Source organism: Sorangium sp. So ce1036 (genome assembly GCF_051369805.1).
In the GTDB taxonomy this organism is placed as follows: Bacteria; Myxococcota_A; Polyangia; order Polyangiales; family Polyangiaceae; genus Sorangium; species Sorangium cellulosum_F.
On sequence record NZ_JBBMOX010000002.1, the window covers coordinates 693,550 to 712,168 of the forward strand.

An 18,619-nucleotide genomic window follows, 5' to 3' on the forward strand; every position below is an offset into this window, starting at 1 on the left:
GGCGGGGAGCGCGGGGGTGGCAGCAACGGCACGCAGGAGGACCGGACGGCTCGCCGCCCTGGCGGCGCTCGCCGCCCTCGCCCCCGTCGCCGCGGCGCCCGGGTGCGGCCAGTCGGCCGCGGACCGGGAGGCGGACGCGCTCCTGCACGCGATCGACGTGCTCCGCGACGCCCCGAGCGAGCCGCGCGCCGCGCGCGAGGCGCTGCTCGCGGCGGTCGAGCGGCAGCCCGCCTCGACCCCGCCCGCCCAGCGCGCCAGGGACGCGTGCGCCCGGGCCTATCGCCTGCTGCTCGACGCGACGGCCGCCGAGGCGCGCGTCCGCGCGCTGCTCGCGGCCCCTGCGGCGTCCGCCGGGCCAGGGGCGCTGTCCGACCTCGCCGCGGCGGACGCCAAGGTCAAGGAGAGCGCCGAGGTCATGCCGGCGTGCGCCGAGGCGCTCTCGGAGCTCCGCCGCGCCGCCCGGCGCGGGATGTGACGGCCTCGGGCCGCGCCCGGCGCGGGATGTGACGGCCCCGGGCCGCGCCCGGCGCGGGATGTGACGGCCCCGGGCCGCGCCCGGCGCGGGATGCGAGCGCCCCGGGCCGCGCGGCTCGGCCCGTGGCGGGCCTACAGCGGAGGATGCGCTTCTCCGAGCCAGGGGATCCGCGCTCGCGGTCCCCTGTGCTAAGACCGCCCTGCCATGTTCGACACGCTGACACGGGGCTTTCGTCAGGCCAGGAACCGCCTCGCCGGGCTCACGGAGCTCACCGAGAGCAACATCGACGCCGCGCTCCGCGAGGTGCGGCTGAGCCTGCTCGAGGCCGACGTCGAGATCGGCGTCGTCAAGGCGTTCCTCGCCCGGGTCAAGGAGAAGGCGGTCGGCCGCACCCTGGAGACCCGCGTGAAGCACGCGGGCGAGGTCCACCAGGTCTCGGCGAGCGACCACTTCATCAAGATCTGCCACGACGAGCTCGAGGCGATGATGACCCACGAGGGCGACGAGATCGCCTGGGCCCAGAGCGGCCCCACGGGCATCATGATGGTCGGCCTCCAGGGCTCCGGAAAGACGACGAGCTGCGCGAAGCTCGCCCGCTACCTCGAGAAGGAGGGGCACAAGCCGCTGCTCGTCGCGGCCGACATGCAGCGCCCCGCGGCCGTCGAGCAGCTCAAGGTGCTCGGCGAGCAGCTCAAGGTCCCCGTGTTCAACCTCCCCGGCGAGTCGCCGGTCGCGATCTGCGCCGCGGCGCGGGCCGAGGCGAAGAAGCTCGGCCGCGACGTCATCATCTACGACACCGCGGGCCGCCTCGCGATCGACGAGCCGCTCATGCAGGAGCTCGCGCAGATCAAGGACGCGACGGCGCCGGACAACATCTTCCTCGTCGTCGACGCGATGATCGGCCAGGACGCGGTGAAGACGGCGCGCGGCTTCAACGAGCGGCTGTCGATCAGCGGCGTCGTCCTGACGAAGCTCGACGGCGACGCCCGCGGCGGCGCGGCGCTCAGCATCAAGGAGGTCACGGGCGCGCCGGTCCTCTTCAGCGGCGTCGGCGAGACGACCGACAAGTTCGAGCCGTTCCGCGCCGACGGCATGGCGAGCCGCGTCCTCGGCATGGGCGACGTCGTCGGCCTCATGCAGGACTTCGAGGAGGTCGTCGACCAGAAGAAGGCCGAGCGCGACGCCGCGCGGATGCTCCAGGGCGACTTCACCCTGGAGGACTTCCTCGATCAGGTGCGGATGATCCAGAAGATGGGGTCGCTGAAGGACCTCGTGGACAAGCTGCCCCTCGGCGGCATGTTCCCGGGCGGCCTGCCGCAGGACGTCAACCTGGACGACCGGGAGCTCGTGCGCATCGAGGCGATCATCCAGTCGATGACCCGCCTCGAGAAGAGCGATCCCTACGCGCTCATCCGCGAGCCGAAGCGGGTGGAGCGCATCGCGAAGGGCTCGGGGACCCAGCCCGAGGCGGTGGGCGAGCTCGTGCAGAAGTTCCTCTTCATGCGCCAGATGATGAGCGGCCTCGGCCAGAACATGGGCCTGATGGGCAAGCTCCCGGGCATGAAGCAGATGGCCATGATGAAGAACATGCAGAAGGCCATGGCCGGCGGCGGCGGCTTCCCCGGGATGCCCGGCATGCCCGGGATGCCCGGCATGCCCGGGATGGGGATGCCCGGCATGGGCTTCCCCGGCATGGGCTTCCCGGGGATGCCCGGGATGGGGATGCCCGGGATGGGCGGCGCGGCGGGCCCGAACCTGACCAAGATGAAGACGCTCAGCGCGAGCGAGCGCAACGCCAAGAAGGCGCAGCGCAAGCGCGAGCGCGACGCCCGCAAAAAGGGGCGGAAGTAGCGGCCCGCGTGCGCCGTCCCGGCGGATGGCGGCGCTCGTTCGACGCGCGCGCGGGGGCCCTCGCGGCGGCCGCCGCGATCGCCGCAGCCGCGTGCTCCCGGGGCGGTGGGCGGGGCGGTGGTGACGATGACCGGGCCGCGCCCGCCGGGGCCGCCGGCCGGGCCCCGGTGTCCGGCAGCAGGGGAGCGGAGGCCGCCGGGCCGGGCACGCCGCCGGCCGCCGTGAAGGAGCTCTCGGTGAAGAGGCTCGCGCCCGGGGTGACCGTCACCCTCGACGGCCGCCTCGACGAGCCGGCGTGGCAGGCGGCGGCGCGGACCGGCCCGTTCGTCAACGTCCGCACGGGCCGCGAGGACCGGTCGCAACCGACGCAGGGCGAGGCGTGGCTGCTCTGGGATGACGGCTTTCTCTATGTCGGCTTCGACGTCAGCGACAGGACGATCACCGGCGGGTTCCCCAAGGACGCGAGGGATCCGCACCTCTGGGAGCGGGATACCGTCGAGGTGATGATCGACCCGGACGGCGACGGGGACAACAAGGACTATTACGAGATCCAGATAAGCCCACAGAACCTCGTCTTCGACTCGCGGTTCGACGACTACAACGCTCCGAGGGGCGGCCCGAACGGGCCTTTCGGTCACCAGGAATGGAGCGCGGGGCTCACGAGCGCGGTGGCGCTCCGGGGGACGATCGACGACGATTCGGATGAGGACCGCGGATATGTCGTCGAGGCGAAGATCCCGTGGGGCTCGTTCGCCAGGGCGAAGGCTGCGCCGCCGGCGCCCGGCGACGCGTGGCGGATGAACTTCTACGCCATGGAGAACAACGGCGGCACGGCGTGGTCGCCCATCCTGGGCGAGGGGAACTTCCACCGGGCGCGGCGCTTCGGGCGGGTCCGGTTCGCTCCCTGAGCTCCGCCCGGGGGCGCGAGGCCAGAGAGCCTCGCGGCCGGCGGCGCGTGGAGCGCGCTCGCCCCGCCGGGCCCGGTGGAGCTCGCGGGCGCGGCGCGGACGGCGCCGACGAGCAGCACGGCCGCGAGCAGGAGCGCCGCGGCGCCCGCGGCGAGGGCGCGGATGCGCTGCTCCCGGAGCGATCGCCGCCCGGGCGGCCTCGAGCCGACGAGCGTGAAGTGCTCCGCGTGGACGCGGGCGCCGGGCACGCCGCGATCGCGGAGGGCCCGCTCCACGAGGTTCATCATCGGCTCGGGGCCGCAGACGAAGACCTCCGCGCCCTCGTACCTCGCGGTGAGGTGGCGGTCGAGCAGCTCGCCCCCGATGAGCCCGCGCTCCCCCGTCCAACCGGGGGGCGGGCTCTCGAGCACGTACACCACGCGGAGATCGAGGGCGCGGGCGAGCTCGTCGAGCTCCGGCCCGAACACGATCTTGTCGAGCGCGCCGGCGGCGTACACGAGGAGCGCCGGGCGGCGATCGTCGCGGTCGCGGAGCGTGCGGAGCATGCTCATCATCGGCGTCACGCCGAGCCCGCCGGCCACGCAGACGAGCGGGCGCGGAGCCCGGAGATCGAGCGCGGACGTGCCGTACGGCCCGGCGAGGTACGCCCGCGTCCCCACGGGCGTCCGCCCGATGGAGCGCGTGAAGTCGCCGAGCTCCTTGATCGTCAGCTCCACGCGGCGCGGCGCGGCGGCGCTCGAGGCGACGGTGAAGGGGTGTTGCCTCGGCGAGAGGGGCGAGCGGCCGAGCGTGAGCCAGACCGCCTGACCAGGATGGAACCGGAGGCCGTCATGCCCGACGGCCTCGAGGACGAGGGTCCACACGCGATCCCGCTCGAGGCGCACCTCGGCGACGCGCCACGGGCGCCGGAGCGCCGAGAGGGGGCGCAGCAGGTGCGACCCGAGCAGCACGGCCAGCGGCGCAGCGACGAGCGCCGTCATGGCGGCTTGCTCCTCCGGCGTGGCGCTCGAGCGGCCCAGCGCGAGCGCGTGCCAGAGCGCGACGCCCACGACGGTCACCGCCAGGAGCCCGTGCCCGACGCGCCACGCCTCGTAGGGGATGCGCAGCCGGGTGAGCTGGCGCGGGACCAGCACGAGCAGCAGCAGGCCCATCAGCGCGAGGGCCAGCGCCAGCGCGCGCGGCGCGTCCGCGCGGAGGTCGAGGAGGTGCGCGACGTACCACGGCTCGGCGAAGGCGAGCAGCACGACGTGCGCCGCTGCGAAGGCCGCGGTCCACAGCCCGACCTGCCGGTGGAAGAGCAGCACCGTGTCCAGGCCGACCGCGTCGACGATCCAGCGCGCCCGCGCGCCGAGCGCGAGCTGCAGCGCGAGGAGCCCCAGCGCGACGTAGCCGAGCCCTGCCGCGATCTCCACCGCGAGGCCTCGCCCTGCCGGGGCGGCGCCGACCAGCAGCAGCGACAGGAGGCCCGCGGGGAGCGCCAGCCCGGCGACGATCCAGAGCAGCGGCGCGACGCGCGCCCCCCGCGGCGGGCCCCACTCCATGATCGACGCTACTCCTGCGCCCCGGCCGCGATCCATGCGCGCACCAGCCCGGCCGCATCGCCCCACGCGGCCGGATGGCCCTTCGGCAGGGTGTAATAGAGGCTCTCGTCGGGCTTGCCCGGCGTGATGAACGGCCTCGCGTTGCGGTAGTCCGACATGGCGCCGCCCGGCGCGCTGGCGGCGTGGCAGCCGTCGCACCGCTCGGCGGCCAGCGGCGCGATCGGATCGGTGAACCGCCCCGGCTGCGCCGGGGCCGAAGACGGCTCGCTGCACGCCGTGAGGCTCAAGCAGGCCGCCGCGCACGCGAACCGGCGCGATGTCCGAGGGATGACGGACAGGGCGCGGCGCGTGGCCAGCGGCGCTGCTGCGGGCGCCGGGGTGACGGTCGGCGTCGTCGGGATCAGGCGGGTGCTCGTCACGGGAACCTCCGGGGCGCGTCGTGGACGCGGGATCACGCTCCGCCATGCACCTTGCGGGCCACACAGCGGGCGACCCGCGGTGAGCGGGCGGCTCGCAGGGCCAGGGCAGGGTTCAGCGCTCGCCGCAGCGGGCGGCATCCGAGCATGCGTCCCTCGTCCGCGAGCCCGGCACAGCGCCCGATCGGCTCCTCTGCGAGCGCCGAGCGCGCCGCCCTCGGCGCCCCCGCCAGCGCAAAGCCGGCCACGGCTCACGGGCTGCGCTAAGCTCCGCGCCCTGTGCCCGTCCTCACCGCCCACGATCTCCACAAATCCTTCGGCCCCCAGACCCTCCTCGACGACGTCTCGCTGAGCATCCGCACGGGCGAGCGGGTCGGCCTGGTCGGCGTCAACGGCTCCGGGAAGAGCACGCTCGCCCGCATCCTCGCCGGGCTCGAGCCGCCCGACAGCGGCACCATCGCGCGCCGCCGCGGCGCCGAGATCGGCGTGCTCTCGCAGGATCCGGTCTTCGAGCCGTCCGACACCGCGCGCGACGTGGTGCTCGCCGGGCTCTCCGCCTGGCACGCCGCCAGGGCGCGGCACGACGAGGCGAGCCGGGCGCTCGCGGCCGGCACCGGGGACGCCGACGCGCTGCTCGCCGAGCAGGCCGCGGCCGCGGCCGACGTCGAGCGGCTCGGCGGCTGGGACATGATGCACCGGGTCGACGCCATCATCGGCCACGTCGGCGTGACCCGGCCCGACGCGCCCATGAGCGTGCTCAGCGGCGGCGATCGCCGGCGCGTCGCGCTCGCGCGCCTGCTCGTGTCGCGGCCGGCGCTCGCCGTGCTCGACGAGCCCAGCAACCACCTCGACGTCGAGACCGTGGAGTGGCTCGAGCGCTACCTCGTCGAGGAGCACCCCGGCGCGCTGCTCCTCATCACCCACGATCGCTACCTGCTCGACCGGGTCGTCGAGCGCACGCTCGAGATCGACAAGGGCAAGGTCTACAGCTACGACGGCGGCTACGAGGAGTACCTGGAGCAGAAGGCCGAGCGCCTCGCGCTCGAGGCGCGCACCGAGTCGAACCGGCAGAACTTCCTGCGCACCGAGCTCGAGTGGCTGCGGCGGCAGCCGAAGGCGCGGACCGGCAAGCAGAAGGCGCGCATCCAGCGCGCCGAGTCGGCCAAGGCGGCCCCGCCGCCCAGGGCCGAGCGGGCCGCGCAGCTCTCGGTCGAGGCGGTGCGCACCGGCAAGACCATCCTCGAGCTGAAGGAGCTCGGCCTCTCGGTCGACGGGAAGTGGCTCGTCCGCGGCCTCGATTTCTCGCTGACCAAGGGCGAGCGCGTCGGCATCGTCGGCCGCAACGGCACGGGCAAGACCACGCTGCTCCGGGCGATCCTCGGCCAGGTCGGCGCCAGCGGCGACGGCGCGGCCGAAGCGGGCGGCGCGGCCGGCGGGGGCCCGCGGATGGAGGGCGACGTCGTGCTCGGGAAGAACACGAGCGTCGCCTACTTCGACCAGCACAGGAGCGGGCTCGACCTCGACGCCTCGATCTTCGAGAACATCGCGGGCTCGCACACGCGGGTCGAGGTCGGCGGCCGCTCGATGGACGTCCGCAGCTACCTGGAGCGGTTCCTCTTCGATCCGCACAAGGCGCGGCAGCCGGTGGGCTCGCTCTCCGGCGGGGAGCGGGCGCGGGTCGCCCTGGCCAAGATGCTCACCCAGAGCGCCAACGTGATCATCCTCGACGAACCCACGAACGACCTCGACGTGATGACCCTGGCCGCCCTCGAGGAGATGCTCGTCGAGCTCGACGGCTCGGCGCTCGTGGTGACCCACGACCGCTGGTTCCTGAACCGGGTGGCGACCTCGATCCTGGCCTTCGAGGGCGACGGCCGGGTGGTGCGCTACGCGGGCAACTACGACGCCTACCGCGAGCAGCGGGCCCACGCGCGCGCGGCCGAGGCCGGCGTGCGGGCCGAGAAGGCGCAGGCCGCGGAGCCCCGGCCCGCCCCGGCGGCGGCGAAGCCCGCGGCGCGGCCGGCCGACAGGCCGAAGCTCACGTTCGCCGAGCGCGCGGAGCTCGAAGGCATCGTCGGGCGGATCGACGAGGCCGAGCAGAAGGTCCGCGAGCTCGAGGCGCAGCTCGCGGATCCCGGGCTCTACGCGAGCCGCGGCGCCGAGGTCGCGGGCCTGCTCTCGGAGCTCGAGCGCGCGAAGCAGGAGGCGGCGCGCCTGGTCAGCCGGTGGGAAGAGCTCGAGACGAAGCGCGAGGCGGCCGGCAAGTGACCGCGCGACCGCCGGCTGGCCGCGCTCAGGGCTCGCGGAGCGGTGCCATCCTGCGCGCGCCGATGCTGATGACCTGATCCCCCGGGCGCACCTCGAAGTCGCCCCCGACGTTCAGGCTCCGCGTGGCGCCGCGCCGGACGCCGAGCGCCAGGTGGCCCCGCTCCTGGCACACCCGGGCGACGAGCGCGAACGGTACGGCCGCAGGCAGCTCGATCGCGGTCATGAAGATCTGCTGTCCGTGGAGGCCCGTCGTGAGCTCGTCGAACACGTCCTGCATGCCCGGGTTGAGCAGCTCGTGGCTCAGGAAGTGCGCGTCGAACCGGGACGTGCACACGACGCTGTCGCACCCCGCCTTGCGCAGGAGCTCCTGCGTACCGAAGTCGACGCACTCGACCACGGTCTTCACCGAGCGAGCGCGGGCCTCGATGGCCAGGGCGATCGCCACGTTGAGCGCGTCCGTGCTCGGATCGCTCGCCTTCTTGCTGAGCACGATCGCGTACCGGGCGCCGTCGATGCACGCCCGGTCGAGCGTCTCGTCCCGCGTCGGGTTGCCGCGCACGAAGCGGACGCGGCGGTCGGCGAGCTCGGGCGGCAGCTCGGCCAGGTCCTCGTCGATGAGCGCCACGTCGATCGCGCCGCCGAACTTGCTCTCGTGCTCGAGCTCGTCGAGCAGGCGGAGGACCTTGGCGAGGTGCGGATAGTTGAAGATGACGAGATGATCCTTGAGCTTCAGCTTCACCATGCCATGGAGCTCCTTGCTCTTGGCCGCGACGAGGGCGCTGGCGGAGAGCGAGAGGACGTATCCGAGCAGCCCTATCCCGAAGAACATGAGGGGGACGGCGATGACGAACCTGCCGCCGGGCGTGGTGGGATAGAGATCGCCGTATCCCACGGTGGTCATGGTGACGAAAGACCACCAGAGCCCGTCGGTCCAGGTGAGCTGTGGGTTCCGCGGCAGCTCGAAGTAGAGAAAGCCGGTGGCGCCGTACGCGAGGATGGCGAGGAGCAGGGCGACGACGCGGAAGGAGGGGGGCGGCTGTCGGAGCAGCCGGCGCGACAGGAGCCGGAGCAGGACGTGGATCACGGCGAGGGGCTCCTCCAGTCGGTCAGGAGCGCTTCGGCGCGGGCGACCACCTCGGGATCGCTCCACAGCCCGGCCCGGTCGCCGCGGGCCTGCTCCTGGGCTTGCAGGTACATCGGCAGCGCCGGGAATGGAAAGGCGGTGTAGGCGAGCACGTGGCCCCCGCGGATGAGCTCCAGCCCGACGTCGTGCCCCTCGACGAACAGCGTGGCCAGGGTGCGCCCGTGCCTGTCCCTGGGTGGATCGTGGGCGAGGACGCGGACCGCGCGCTGGTCGAGCATCCGGCGGATCTGGTCGATGGCGGCCCGGCCGTAAGGCGCCGCCGGATCCTTGTCGCGGGCGGAGGAGAACGCCTTGATGCCGATCACCCGGACGGCCACCTGCTCGCCGCCCTCTCGAGCGACGATCACGGTGTCGCCGTCGATCACCGAGACGAGCCTCACGACGTCGCCGCTCCTGATCGTGGCCTGCCCCGCCAGCGCGGCGTTGCGCTGGCGCTCGGCGCCCTGCGCGAAGAACGCCGATGCGCCGAGGAGCGCTGCGATGAGCGCCCAGAAAAGCCAGGTGCCACGAGCCATGGCGCGACTCTATCAACGGTCATGGTCGCGTGGGAACGGACCGCCGCCCCCGGCGCGCGGGGCCGCTCGCGCCGGCCCGCCCGGTGGGCGGCGCGCATCGCGCGCGTCGTCGTGGAGCGCTGAGCGCATGACGACCCTTGTGAATGCGGCGCCGCGCGGCGACCATGGCGCCATGATGACCGTGTTCGAGGTGTACCTCGCCAGGGGAACAGGCAGCGCCGACCTGCTCAGCGCCGAGGTGCTGCGCGAGACCGGGGCCCAGGTGATGACGCTGAAGGAGGCCGAGCAGGTCGGCTTCCAGGGCCTCGATCCGCTCGAAGGCTCCGGCGATGTCCGGCTCATCGCCGTGCGTGAGCGCGACGCCCCGTGGATCCACCGCTGCCTCGAGACCAGCCACGCGGTCGCCTCGTTCCGGGCTCACCAGGTCGAGTGAGCCGCGCCGCGGGCGAGCGCGCTCCAGCGGCTCAGCCGGTCCGTCCGCTCGGCAAGACCTCCTGCGCAAGCAACCAGGGAGGAACCTGGGCCAGGGCGGGACCTGGGCGCCGCGGACCCAGCGCTCGTCCGGCGCTCGTGACGCACCTCGCCGGGGCCATGCGCGCCTGCCGCGCGCGTGCCTGAGCCCCGCGGTCGTGGACACGTGTTTCCGGCAGCTCAACGGCCAAACCCAGGTGAGCACCACCGATCTCCCGAATCTCGGGTATCCCGCGCTGGACTCGCTATTTCGTCTCGGAGAGCGCGCGAGCGGCATGATTCCCGAGTTGGTCGATCTCGACCGCATCATGGAAAAATAGCTCTTCGGGATCGAGCGTATCGCCGGCGTGTGAGCCGCTCCTCCGACGCGGCGCCGTTTGCAGCCCAGGGCGCGTCGATCGCGCAGATCGCGAGTTGTCGTGTGGTTGCTTTATCCACCAGCGATGATAACACCAGCGCATGTCGGGTACTCCTCTGCGTGGCACCACGTTATTCACGCTCGTTGTCCTCTCCACGTTTGCGCCGGGCTGCGGCTCGGAGCGGCCGAGAGCGGGTGAGTCCAGGCCGCCGGACGTCGGACCGGGGCAGGCGGCGCCCTTCGAGAACCCGGGCGGGATGTGGATGCCCGAGCAGATGGCGCAGCACCAGGACCAGCTCAGGGCGCTGGGCCTCGAGATCGACCCGGCGTCGCTCACCGATCCCACGGCGTTCCCGCTCGGCGCGGTGGTGAGCCTGGGCGGCTGCTCGGCGTCGTTCGTCTCGCCCGACGGCCTCATCGCGACGAACCATCACTGCTCCACGCGGGCGCTGCAGTACAACTCGACCCCGGAGCAGGATCTCCTGACGAACGGCTACCTCGCGAGATCCCGCGCCGAGGAGAAATGGGCCGGCCCCACCGCGCGCGTCTTCGTGACCAGGGCGTTCCGCGACGTCACGGGCGACGTCCGGGGCGGCATCGAGGCGATCGCGGGGGATCTCGAGCGCTACGAGGAGATCGCGCGGCGCAAGAAGCAGCTCGTCTCCGCGTGCGAGGAGGGGCGCCCGGAGGTCCGCTGCTCGGTCGCCGAGTATTTCGGCGGCGGCAAGTACTCCCTGATCGAGCAGCTCGAGATCGAGGACGTGCGCATCGTCTATATCCCCCACGAGGGCATCGGGAACTTCGGCGGGGATATCGACAACTGGCGGTGGCCCCGGCACTCGGGTGATTTCGCCTTCTTCAGGGCGTATGTCGGCAAGGACAACCTCCCGGCGAGCCACGCCCCGGACAACGTGCCTTATCGCCCGCCGCACCACCTGAAGCTCGCCTCGACGCCGCTCGGCGAGGGCGATCTGGTGATGGTCGCCGGCTACCCCGGCGTCACGAACCGGCTCCGGACCGCGGCCGAGGTGGAGACCGCGGTGTCGTGGCAGTACCCGCACCGGGTGAAGTTCCTGGAGGAGTCCATCGCGCTCCTGGAGGAGCTCAGCAAGCTGGATCCGGAGGTGCGGATCAAGGCGCAGCCCACCATCCAGGGCTACAGCAACACGCTGCTCAAGACGCGCGGGCTCCTCGACGGGCTCGTCGAGGGCGGCCTGGCCGCGGAGAAGGTCAAGCTCGAGGCCGAGCTCAAGGCGTGGATCGACGCCGATCCGGGGCGCAAGGCGGCCTACGGCGGCGCGATCGAGCAGATCGCCGCGGCGCACGCCGCGCACCAGCGCACGCGCGAGCACGACGCCGCCGTGGCGGAGACGCTCTCGTCCGTCAGGCTCCTCGACGCCGCGGTGACGCTCGTGCGCATGGCCGAGGAGCGGCCCAAGCCCGACGCCGAGCGCGACGCCGACTACCAGGAGCGCACCTGGGAGCGGCACGAGCAGGCGCAGCTCTCGCTGCAGAAGTCCTACGATCGCAGGATCGACCAGGGCGCCTTCAAGCTGGCCGTGAAGCGCGCGCTGCGGCTCCCGGAGGCGGACAGGCCGGCGCTGCTCGGGGTGCTCGCGGGCGCGGAGGCGCCGACCGAGGCCGCCCTCGGGGCGGCGATCGACGCGCTCTACGACAAGACGACGCTCGGGGACGCGACGGTCCGGGTCAGGCTGCTCAAGACGGCGACGCTCGACGAGCTCAGGGCGAGCGCGGACCCGATGATCCGCCTGGCGCTCGCGATCGCGCCCGTCGAGGAGGCCATCGAGGACCGGGACAAGGCGTATCTCGGGGCGATGAGCCTCGTGCGGCCCCGCTACATCGAGGCGCTCCGCGTGTACCGGGGCGGCATGCTGGCGCCCGACGCGAACAGCACGCTCCGCATCACGTACGGCACGGTGCGGGGGTACCGCCCCGCGCCCGACAAGCCGGTCTACCGGCCGTTCACCGGGGTCAGCGGGGTCGTGGCGAAGAGCACCGGCGAGCCGCCCTTCAACACGCCGGAGGCCCTGCTCGAGGCGGCGCGCGAGGAGCGGTTCGGGCCGTACGTGGACGAGGGCCTCGGCGAGGTGCCGGTCTGCTTCCTCAGCGATCTCGACATCACCGGCGGCAACTCCGGCTCGGCCACGCTGAACGCGCGCGGCGAGCTCGTCGGCCTCGCCTTCGACGGCAACTACGAGGCGATGGCGTCCGACTGGCTCTTCATGCCCGCGATCACGCGGACGATCCACGTCGATCTCCGCTACATGCAGTGGGTGATGGACGCGGTGGCGGGCGCGGACGCGGTGCTCGAGGAGATGGGCGCCACGCCGGCCATCGACTGAGCGCGGCGCGGACGCGCGATCGCGAGCGAGGGCGCCGGCGCGTCGGGTCACGCACCGGCGCGTCGGGTCACGCGCCGGCGCTGTCCGACGACACCCGCACCTCTCCACCGGCCACCGTCCAGAGGATGGACGTGCAGCTCCTGCCGAACGCCTGGTCGTGGGTGACCAGGAGCAGCGCGCCCGGGTAGTCGGCGAGGGCGCGCTCCAGCCGCTCGATCGAGGGCAGATCCAGGTGGTTGGTCGGCTCGTCCAGCACGAGCGCCCACACGTGCCGCCCGAGGCCCATCGCGATCATCAGCTTTCGCGCCTCGCCCGGCGACGGCCTCGCCGACGCGAGCAGGCGGCCCGGCTCCACCCCGAGCGCCGCGACCAGCGACATCACCCGCCCCCGCTCCTCCGGGCGCAGGCGCCGCGCCGTGGCGAGGAGCGCCTGCTCCTCGGCCTCGCCGAGCTCCTGCGGCACGACCAGCACCTTGTCCGCCGGCACCCGCGCGCTCGAGAGCAGCGCCTTCACCAGCGTCGTCTTGCCGCCGCCGTTCGGGCCCGCGATCCGGACGCGGTCCTCGCGCCAGAGCCCGAGCCGCACGTCCCGCAAGAGGACCCGCCCGTCGCCGCCGCCCGCGCGGATCTCGGGCGCGTCGAGCACGAGCAGCCACGGCGCGGGCGACCGCTCGTAACCGACGAACACGCTCCGGCCCACCGCCTTCTCGAGCTCGAACGTCCCCGCCTCGGCCGACACCTTCTCGAGCTTGCGCCGCGTCACCCCCACGTTGCGCGACAGCCGCGCCTCGGCCGTGGACACGCGGAAGTCCGCGGCCATGCTGCGGGCGTCGTGGTCGCGCGGGCCCTTGATCCGCTTGCCCTTGCTGCGATCCGCGTCCGCCGCGGCCTGCGCGCGCCGCTCCTCGCCGAGCCGCCTCCGGAGCTGCCGCTCCTCGGCGCGCAGGCGCTGGTGGGCCTCCTCGCGCCCCCGCGCCTCGGCCTCCCAGAGCTCCCTGGCCGCGCTGTACCCGCCCGGGTAGAGCCGCGCCTCGCCGCGATCGACCCGGATCGTGCCGACGGTCAGCGCGTCGAGCAGCTCGCGGTCGTGCGAGACGCACACGCCGATCCCCGGGAACCTGCCGAGCGCGCCGACGAGCAGCGCCCGCGCGTCCGCGTCGATGTGGTTCGTCGGCTCGTCGAGCAGGAGCACGTCCGGCGCCCCGGCCAGGGCCGCGCCGATCTGCCATCGCTTGCGCTCGCCGGGCGACAGCGTGTCCCAGCGCCCGAGCTCGGCCGGATCCAGGAGCAGCGCGCCGCGGAGCCGGCGCGCGGCGCCGTCCTCGGCCTGGGCCAGCGCGTGGATCGCCGCGCCGGCGCGCTCCACGGCCTGCGGGCAGACCGCGACGGCGGCGCCCCGCGGATCCAGGCGCAGGCTCCCCGCCTCGGGCGCGAGATCGCCGGCGAAGAGCCGGAGGAGCGTGGTCTTGCCGGCGCCGTTCGGCCCGACGATCCCGTACCACCCGGGCACGAGGCACAGATCGACGTCCGCGAGGATCGTGGACGCGTCGGAATAAGAGAAGGAGAGGCGCTGCGCGCGCAACGACAGCATACGAGCTCCTGAATCCTGAGGGCCCGGCGGCCCGGTCACGGGACGAGCAGGTCGAGTCGGGCGGCCAGGCCAGGAAAGAGCCCGGGCGCGCTCGCGACCTGCGACGGAGACCGATTCAGGAGCTGATCTTCAAGGGAGTGCTCTCCTCAGGTTGCCAGTCGCGATGGGTACCAGATCGCGCTGGGCCGCGCAACGGGTCGCCGTGCCCGCGGCCGGGCGCGCCGCCGCCGCGAACCGGGTTGTCATTCTGGCAAGGCGCGGCGGCCTTCCCGCGCCCACCGCGACCATTTTGACACGGGGGCGCCTCCGCCCGCGCGATCCGCGCGGTTTTCTCGCCGATCGCCGGCTGGCACGAGGCTCGCAAGGTCCACGGGACGGGGACGACGGGACACCGTGGGACCTCCGAACGCCAGCGGACGGGCGCCGTGAAGCCGGCGCCGGCCAGAACGTGGGAGCAACATGCTGCGGCTCATCGGAAAGTTGAATGAAGGTAGCCTCCTCCGCCGCACGTTGCTGCACATGGCGGTGTTCGCCGCTGGCTCCGCGAGCGTCCTCGCGCTGGTGAGCGTCGTCGTCGTGTCGAGCGCCAGGGCGCTGCTGCCGTCCCACGGCGCGACCGAGGCCGGCGCGGGCGAGACGACGGAGGAGCCGGACGAGGGGCGGGACGCGGAGGCGGGCTCGCCCGAGGCGGCGGCGGACAGCCCCGGCGCGAAGGGGGGAACGAGGACGGTCGCGCAGATGCGCGCCGCGAAGCGCCGCGACGGCGCCCTCGTCCGTTGACGGCGCAAGGCGCCTGATCTGCCCGGCGCGAGCTCCCGGAGGGCGCGGGACGGCTCGACGCGCCCGCTCGGCCCCCGACATCCCCGCCCGCACCCTCGTGCGCTGAACGGCGCGCCTCGAGTCGTCGAGGGCGCGACCCGGCGCGCCAGCGGGAGGTGGCTGGTCATGTCGCGTCGCGATGACAGCGTCGCGCTCGGAGCGAGGGAGGGTGGTGGCCGGCTTTGGGGTGCTCACCGGAGGGGCTGGAGTGCAGGCGGGCCATAAAAGAGGCCCGCCGGAACGCAGGCCCCGGAGGTGAGCACTCCAAAGCCGGCCACCACCCGAGGGAGGGCTTCGCCGCGGCGCCCGCTCCGGTCCGCGCAGCGCCCGCTGCGCCGCGCCCCGTCCAGGGGCCCGCCAGGTGGGGGCGCCCCGTCCAGGGACCCGCCACGCGGGACCCGCCACGCGGGTGCTCGCCTGCGAGCAGCGCCGGGCGCACGACTCGACGCTGACCGCCGCCGCTCGGCATTGCGTGCCGTTCATTTTTCTATCCGCAGCCGTGGCCGGGAGCGCGGCGGCCGGCGACGGCGACTTCGACATGGCATCCGAATAAAATCGATGTCGCGCGACCGTGTCGCGCCCGGCCGAGCGAGGCGCTCGTCTTGCATGGCGAGCCGCCCTGCGAGCGCGAGGTCGTCGTTCGCAGGATGAAAATCTCATCAACGTTGAATTGCGCTGGTGCTTCTATTTCGTGGAGAGCCCACGTGAAATCGGCGATTGGCCCGCGTTGTCGTTCATTTCTGCGTCCCGTGCCCTCCGCGGGGCCACGCGCCCACGCAGGGGACGCGGGGTTCAACTGTGAAATCCGGGATCCGCGTCGGTTTCATTACTGCACACGATTTTTCGGTATCGTATCGATCGGTCGCTGCGCCCCGGCGCCGGTCGTATTGCGAAGCTGCCGAATGGTGCCTTTTACATTGCTGAACTGCAATGTTCCAATGGATGGCTCATGCGATGTCGCCGTCGGGACGTCGTGTAATGTGTCATTTGTCACATCGCGTGACGCGCTGCGATCCGGGCGTCGCAATTGTGGGCTCGGCCGGCGTATCGAGGGGCCGAATGTCGTTGCACACAGTTCACGAGCAAAGATTACCGTTGCGCATTCGTCCACATCGTATACCATCGTGTCACCGAACGGAGGAACACCGACGCAACATCGGCCCCGAGCAGCCATGAAGAGAGCGCAGCAGCGCTCTCGCCTGGCTCTGGTTGCATGACTCACCGGGAAGAGCGCTCGCAGCAGCCCGGATGACGTGAGTCGCTGCGCTCGCGCGCCTGGGCGCGCGCCGGCGAGCGAGGGATGCAGCCGCGCCTCGCGAGACCCCGGGCGGCGGCTCGTGCCGCGCCGCGCCTCGTCGCGCCCAGGCGATCCGAGCTTTGCCCGGGTGGTCACCCATCAACCGGAGCATCGCCGGGACGCGGCCCACGGCATCGTATCGGGCTCTTGCTGCGAACGGGAGACGCTGTCCCGGAGCGGAGCCGAGGCGATGTCGTGACGTCGGCGATATCAACATCTGATGCGTGCGGCGCCGAAGGTCCTCGCGCTCGCCGCATGATGCGGTCGTGTGCTCCGTGCACCACAGGAAGAGAACGATGAGCCGACTTCACTTGCTTGCAAAAGACGTCCGAGAGAACCCGTACCCGTTCTATGCGGAGCTGCGCCGCTCCTCACCCGTGTGCCAGGTCGATCCCAACGACATGTGGGTGGTCACTCGATACGACGACATCGTCGCGACCCTCAAGAACACCCAGGTGTTCTCCTCCGCGGGGATGCGCATCGCCACCGAGCACCCCTGTCTGCAGCGCAAGAACCCCATCTCCGACTCCCTGATCGTCGCGGACCCGCCGCGGCACGGGAACCTGCGCAACCTCATCAACCGCGGCTTCACCGCCGCCACGGTGAGCTCGCTGGAGCCGCACATGCGCGCCACGGCCGCGCGGCTGACCGACGACCTCCTGCGGCGACGCGTGGTCGACTTCATCCCCGACTTCGCCTGTCGCGCGCAGTTCAGCGTCATGGCCCGGCTGACGGGCCTCGATCCCTCGCTCGAGGAGCACTTCAACCGCTGGACGGCCGACCTGGTCAGCGTCGGCACCATCCCCCCGGACGATCACGCGCGGATCGGTGAGGTGCGCAGGACCATCGACGAGATGGAGCGGTGCATGCAGGACCTGCTGGCGACGCGCCGCAGCCGGATGGAAGACGATCTGGTGACCGACCTGCTCCGCCTCCGGGTGAACGACAGCGCGCTCACGGAGAGCGATGTGATCGCGTTCCTGTTCCTGCTCCTTGTGGCGGGGCTGGAGACGACGATCACGTTGATGACGCACCTCGCGTTGATCCTCGCCCGGCGCCCCGTGTGGATGGATCGCCTCCGAGCGGAGCCGGGGCTCATCCCGGGCTTCATCGAGGAGGCCCTGCGCTTCGAGCCGCCCGCGCAGGCCGTGATGCGACTGACCCTCGCCGAGACGGAGCTCGGCGGCGTGCGCCTGCCCGCCCACGCGATGGTGGTGCTGCTCCTCGGCTCGGCGTTGCGCGACGAGGCGCGGTTCGAGGACCCGGACCGCTTCGACCCGGAGCGCCGCGCTCAGGCGAGCCTCGCGTTCGGCCACGGCGCCCACTTCTGCCTCGGCGCATCGCTGGCCCGGACGCAAGCCCGCGTGGTGCTGGAGGAGCTCACGCGCCGGTGCCGCCGGATCGAGCTCCGCGCCGAGCGCCTCGAGTGGAACGTGGCCCTCAACACCCGCTGCCCCTTGGCGCTCCCCGTCGAGGTGGTCCCGGCCTGACGCGTCCGCCGCTCCGCCGCGCGCGCGGCACGTCACCCCCGCACGTGGCTTGCCCATGTGTCGCGCTGCGCGCTCGTGGCACGAGCCGCAGGGCCGCGGTTTGCGATGGAGTTTATCATGCGATCGGATCGTACCAGCATCGTCGTGCGCAAGAACGAAGCGGACCGCTTCGACTACCCGTTCTCCGCGTCATGTCATCCCAAGATGGACGTCGTCGAGCGCCGCACGCTGCACTGGGTTCGCCGGCTGCGGCTATTGACCGACGACCGGGCGCTCTCGCGCATCAAGGCGGCGAGCGTCGCTCAGCTCGCAGCATGGGTGTTCCCCTCGGCGAGCATGCAAAACCTCCAGCTGGCGTCTGATTTCACAGCCGTGCTGTTTCTCCTGGATGACATTTACGACGAGGGCGAGCTCAGCTCGGACCCGCGAGCCGTCGCGAAGCTGAACGAGCGATACCTGGGCGAGCTCTTCGGGTACATCGAGGCGGACATGGACGATCCCCTGACGCGCGGGTTGCTCGACATCCGCGATCGGCTCCGGCGCGGCCGTCCCCACTTCTTCCTGAACCGCTGGCTCTCGCACTTTCAGTACTACTACGAGGCCAACCTCTGGGAGGCGAACAACCGGGCGCGGCGGAGGACACCGCACCTCGACGAGTACATCATGATGCGACGCTACAGCGGAGCCGTCTACCCCTACTGCGATCTGGTCGAGCTGCTGCTCGAGCAGCCGCTGCCTCTCGAGATCGTCCAGCATCCGCTGCTCCAGCGCGTCCGCGACATCTGCAACGATCTCCTCTGCTGGACGAACGATTACTTCTCGCTCGAGAAGGAGCTCCGGTCCGGCGAGGTGCACAACCTCATCCTCGTGCTCCGGGACAAGCACAAGATCACGCTGGAGGAGGCGGTCGCGCAGCTCAGGCGCATGCACGACGACCGGGTCGCGGAGTACCAGGACGTCAAGGAGAAGGTGCTCTCGTCGTGGTCGACCGGCGGGATCCGCCAGTACCTGGGCGCGATCGACGCCATGATCGCCGGCCATCAGCGCTGGGCGCTGGCGGCGCTCCGGTACTCCGAGCCCGGCGGCGAGATCGCGCGCGCCGGGTGACCGCG

The 18,619-nt window shown here is 72.4% G+C and carries 15 protein-coding genes; 10 read left to right on the forward strand and 5 right to left on the reverse strand.

Features of this window, described 5'->3' with window-relative positions; all coding sequences use genetic code 11:
• Positions 1 to 16 precede the first annotated feature (16 nt).
• From WMF31_RS39590 to WMF31_RS39600, 3 genes are all read left to right on the forward strand, one after another.
• Entirely contained in the window at positions 17 to 475 is a 459-nt protein-coding gene (locus WMF31_RS39590; RefSeq protein WP_436607062.1) for a hypothetical protein, read from the forward strand.
• 204 nt (positions 476 to 679) lie between these two features.
• A complete protein-coding gene (gene ffh, locus WMF31_RS39595; protein ID WP_436607063.1) occupies positions 680 to 2,326 on the forward strand; it encodes a signal recognition particle protein in 1,647 nt (548 codons plus the stop codon).
• Positions 2,327 to 2,334: 8 nt separating this feature from the next.
• Complete coding sequence (locus tag WMF31_RS39600; protein ID WP_436607064.1) at positions 2,335 to 3,234, forward strand: carbohydrate-binding family 9-like protein; 900 nt, start codon at positions 2,335 to 2,337, stop codon at positions 3,232 to 3,234.
• On the opposite strand, the gene WMF31_RS39605 is transcribed toward WMF31_RS39600, so the two are convergent.
• Positions 3,132 to 4,775, reverse strand: a complete 1,644-nt coding sequence (locus WMF31_RS39605) for a ferredoxin reductase family protein (protein ID WP_436607065.1) — start codon at positions 4,773 to 4,775, stop codon at positions 3,132 to 3,134. The genes WMF31_RS39600 and WMF31_RS39605 overlap by 103 nt on opposite strands.
• Positions 4,776 to 4,783: 8 nt before the next feature.
• Positions 4,784 to 5,194, reverse strand: coding sequence for a hypothetical protein (locus WMF31_RS39610; protein WP_436607066.1), 411 nt, complete (start codon positions 5,192 to 5,194; stop codon positions 4,784 to 4,786).
• Between the two features lie 276 nt (positions 5,195 to 5,470).
• Between WMF31_RS39610 and WMF31_RS39615 the strand changes: the two genes are divergently transcribed.
• The gene (locus WMF31_RS39615) at positions 5,471 to 7,459 is read left to right on the forward strand and encodes an ABC-F family ATP-binding cassette domain-containing protein (RefSeq protein WP_436607067.1); all 1,989 of its coding nucleotides are present in this window, start codon (positions 5,471 to 5,473) and stop codon (positions 7,457 to 7,459) included.
• 25 nt (positions 7,460 to 7,484) lie between these two features.
• Here the strand turns inward: WMF31_RS39615 and WMF31_RS39620 are convergent, their stop codons facing one another.
• A complete protein-coding gene (locus WMF31_RS39620) occupies positions 7,485 to 8,543 on the reverse strand; it encodes a potassium channel family protein (RefSeq protein ID WP_436607068.1) in 1,059 nt (352 codons plus the stop codon).
• Positions 8,540 to 9,118, reverse strand: a complete 579-nt coding sequence (locus WMF31_RS39625) for a thermonuclease family protein (protein WP_436607069.1) — start codon at positions 9,116 to 9,118, stop codon at positions 8,540 to 8,542. Before WMF31_RS39625 ends, WMF31_RS39620 begins: the two co-directional genes overlap by 4 nt.
• A gap of 127 nt (positions 9,119 to 9,245) precedes the next feature.
• Here WMF31_RS39625 and WMF31_RS39630 point away from each other — a divergent pair, with 127 nt between their 5' ends.
• The 3 genes from WMF31_RS39630 to WMF31_RS39640 all read left to right on the forward strand — a co-directional run bounded on the left by WMF31_RS39630 (position 9,246) and on the right by WMF31_RS39640 (position 12,310).
• A complete protein-coding gene (locus WMF31_RS39630; RefSeq protein ID WP_436607070.1) occupies positions 9,246 to 9,551 on the forward strand; it encodes a hypothetical protein in 306 nt (101 codons plus the stop codon).
• A 196-nt stretch (positions 9,552 to 9,747) separates the two neighbouring features.
• On the forward strand, positions 9,748 to 9,909 hold the full coding sequence (locus WMF31_RS39635; protein WP_436607071.1) for a hypothetical protein: 162 nt from the start codon (positions 9,748 to 9,750) through the stop codon (positions 9,907 to 9,909).
• A 139-nt stretch (positions 9,910 to 10,048) separates the two neighbouring features.
• The gene (locus tag WMF31_RS39640) at positions 10,049 to 12,310 is read left to right on the forward strand and encodes a S46 family peptidase (RefSeq protein WP_436607072.1); all 2,262 of its coding nucleotides are present in this window, start codon (positions 10,049 to 10,051) and stop codon (positions 12,308 to 12,310) included.
• Between the two features lie 67 nt (positions 12,311 to 12,377).
• Here WMF31_RS39640 and WMF31_RS39645 read toward each other — a convergent pair whose 3' ends face one another.
• Positions 12,378 to 13,901: an ATP-binding cassette domain-containing protein gene (locus WMF31_RS39645; RefSeq protein ID WP_436607073.1), complete on the reverse strand. Its 1,524-nt coding sequence runs from the start codon at positions 13,899 to 13,901 to the stop codon at positions 12,378 to 12,380.
• 459 nt (positions 13,902 to 14,360) lie between these two features.
• Here WMF31_RS39645 and WMF31_RS39650 point away from each other — a divergent pair, with 459 nt between their 5' ends.
• The 3 genes from WMF31_RS39650 to WMF31_RS39660 all read left to right on the forward strand — a co-directional run bounded on the left by WMF31_RS39650 (position 14,361) and on the right by WMF31_RS39660 (position 18,614).
• Entirely contained in the window at positions 14,361 to 14,681 is a 321-nt protein-coding gene (locus WMF31_RS39650; protein WP_436607074.1) for a hypothetical protein, read from the forward strand.
• A 1,632-nt stretch (positions 14,682 to 16,313) separates the two neighbouring features.
• Positions 16,314 to 17,507, forward strand: coding sequence for a cytochrome P450 (locus tag WMF31_RS39655; RefSeq protein WP_436607075.1), 1,194 nt, complete (start codon positions 16,314 to 16,316; stop codon positions 17,505 to 17,507).
• A 117-nt stretch (positions 17,508 to 17,624) separates the two neighbouring features.
• Entirely contained in the window at positions 17,625 to 18,614 is a 990-nt protein-coding gene (locus WMF31_RS39660) for a terpene synthase family protein (protein ID WP_436607076.1), read from the forward strand.
• Positions 18,615 to 18,619 lie beyond the last annotated feature (5 nt).

Excerpts from the sequence above, each read along its gene's own strand:
- ffh (WP_436607063.1), top strand. The coding sequence starts at position 680 with ATGTTCGACACGCTGACACGGGGCTTTCGTCAGGCCAGGAACCGCCTC.
- WMF31_RS39605 (WP_436607065.1), bottom strand. The coding sequence starts at position 4,775 with ATGGAGTGGGGCCCGCCGCGGGGGGCGCGCGTCGCGCCGCTGCTCTGG.
- WMF31_RS39625 (WP_436607069.1), bottom strand. The coding sequence starts at position 9,118 with ATGGCTCGTGGCACCTGGCTTTTCTGGGCGCTCATCGCAGCGCTCCTC.
- WMF31_RS39630 (WP_436607070.1), top strand. The coding sequence starts at position 9,246 with ATGACGACCCTTGTGAATGCGGCGCCGCGCGGCGACCATGGCGCCATG.
- WMF31_RS39640 (WP_436607072.1), top strand. The coding sequence starts at position 10,049 with ATGTCGGGTACTCCTCTGCGTGGCACCACGTTATTCACGCTCGTTGTC.
- WMF31_RS39645 (WP_436607073.1), bottom strand. The coding sequence starts at position 13,901 with ATGCTGTCGTTGCGCGCGCAGCGCCTCTCCTTCTCTTATTCCGACGCG.
- WMF31_RS39650 (WP_436607074.1), top strand. The coding sequence starts at position 14,361 with ATGCTGCGGCTCATCGGAAAGTTGAATGAAGGTAGCCTCCTCCGCCGC.
- WMF31_RS39655 (WP_436607075.1), top strand. The coding sequence starts at position 16,314 with ATGAGCCGACTTCACTTGCTTGCAAAAGACGTCCGAGAGAACCCGTAC.
- WMF31_RS39660 (WP_436607076.1), top strand. The coding sequence starts at position 17,625 with ATGCGATCGGATCGTACCAGCATCGTCGTGCGCAAGAACGAAGCGGAC.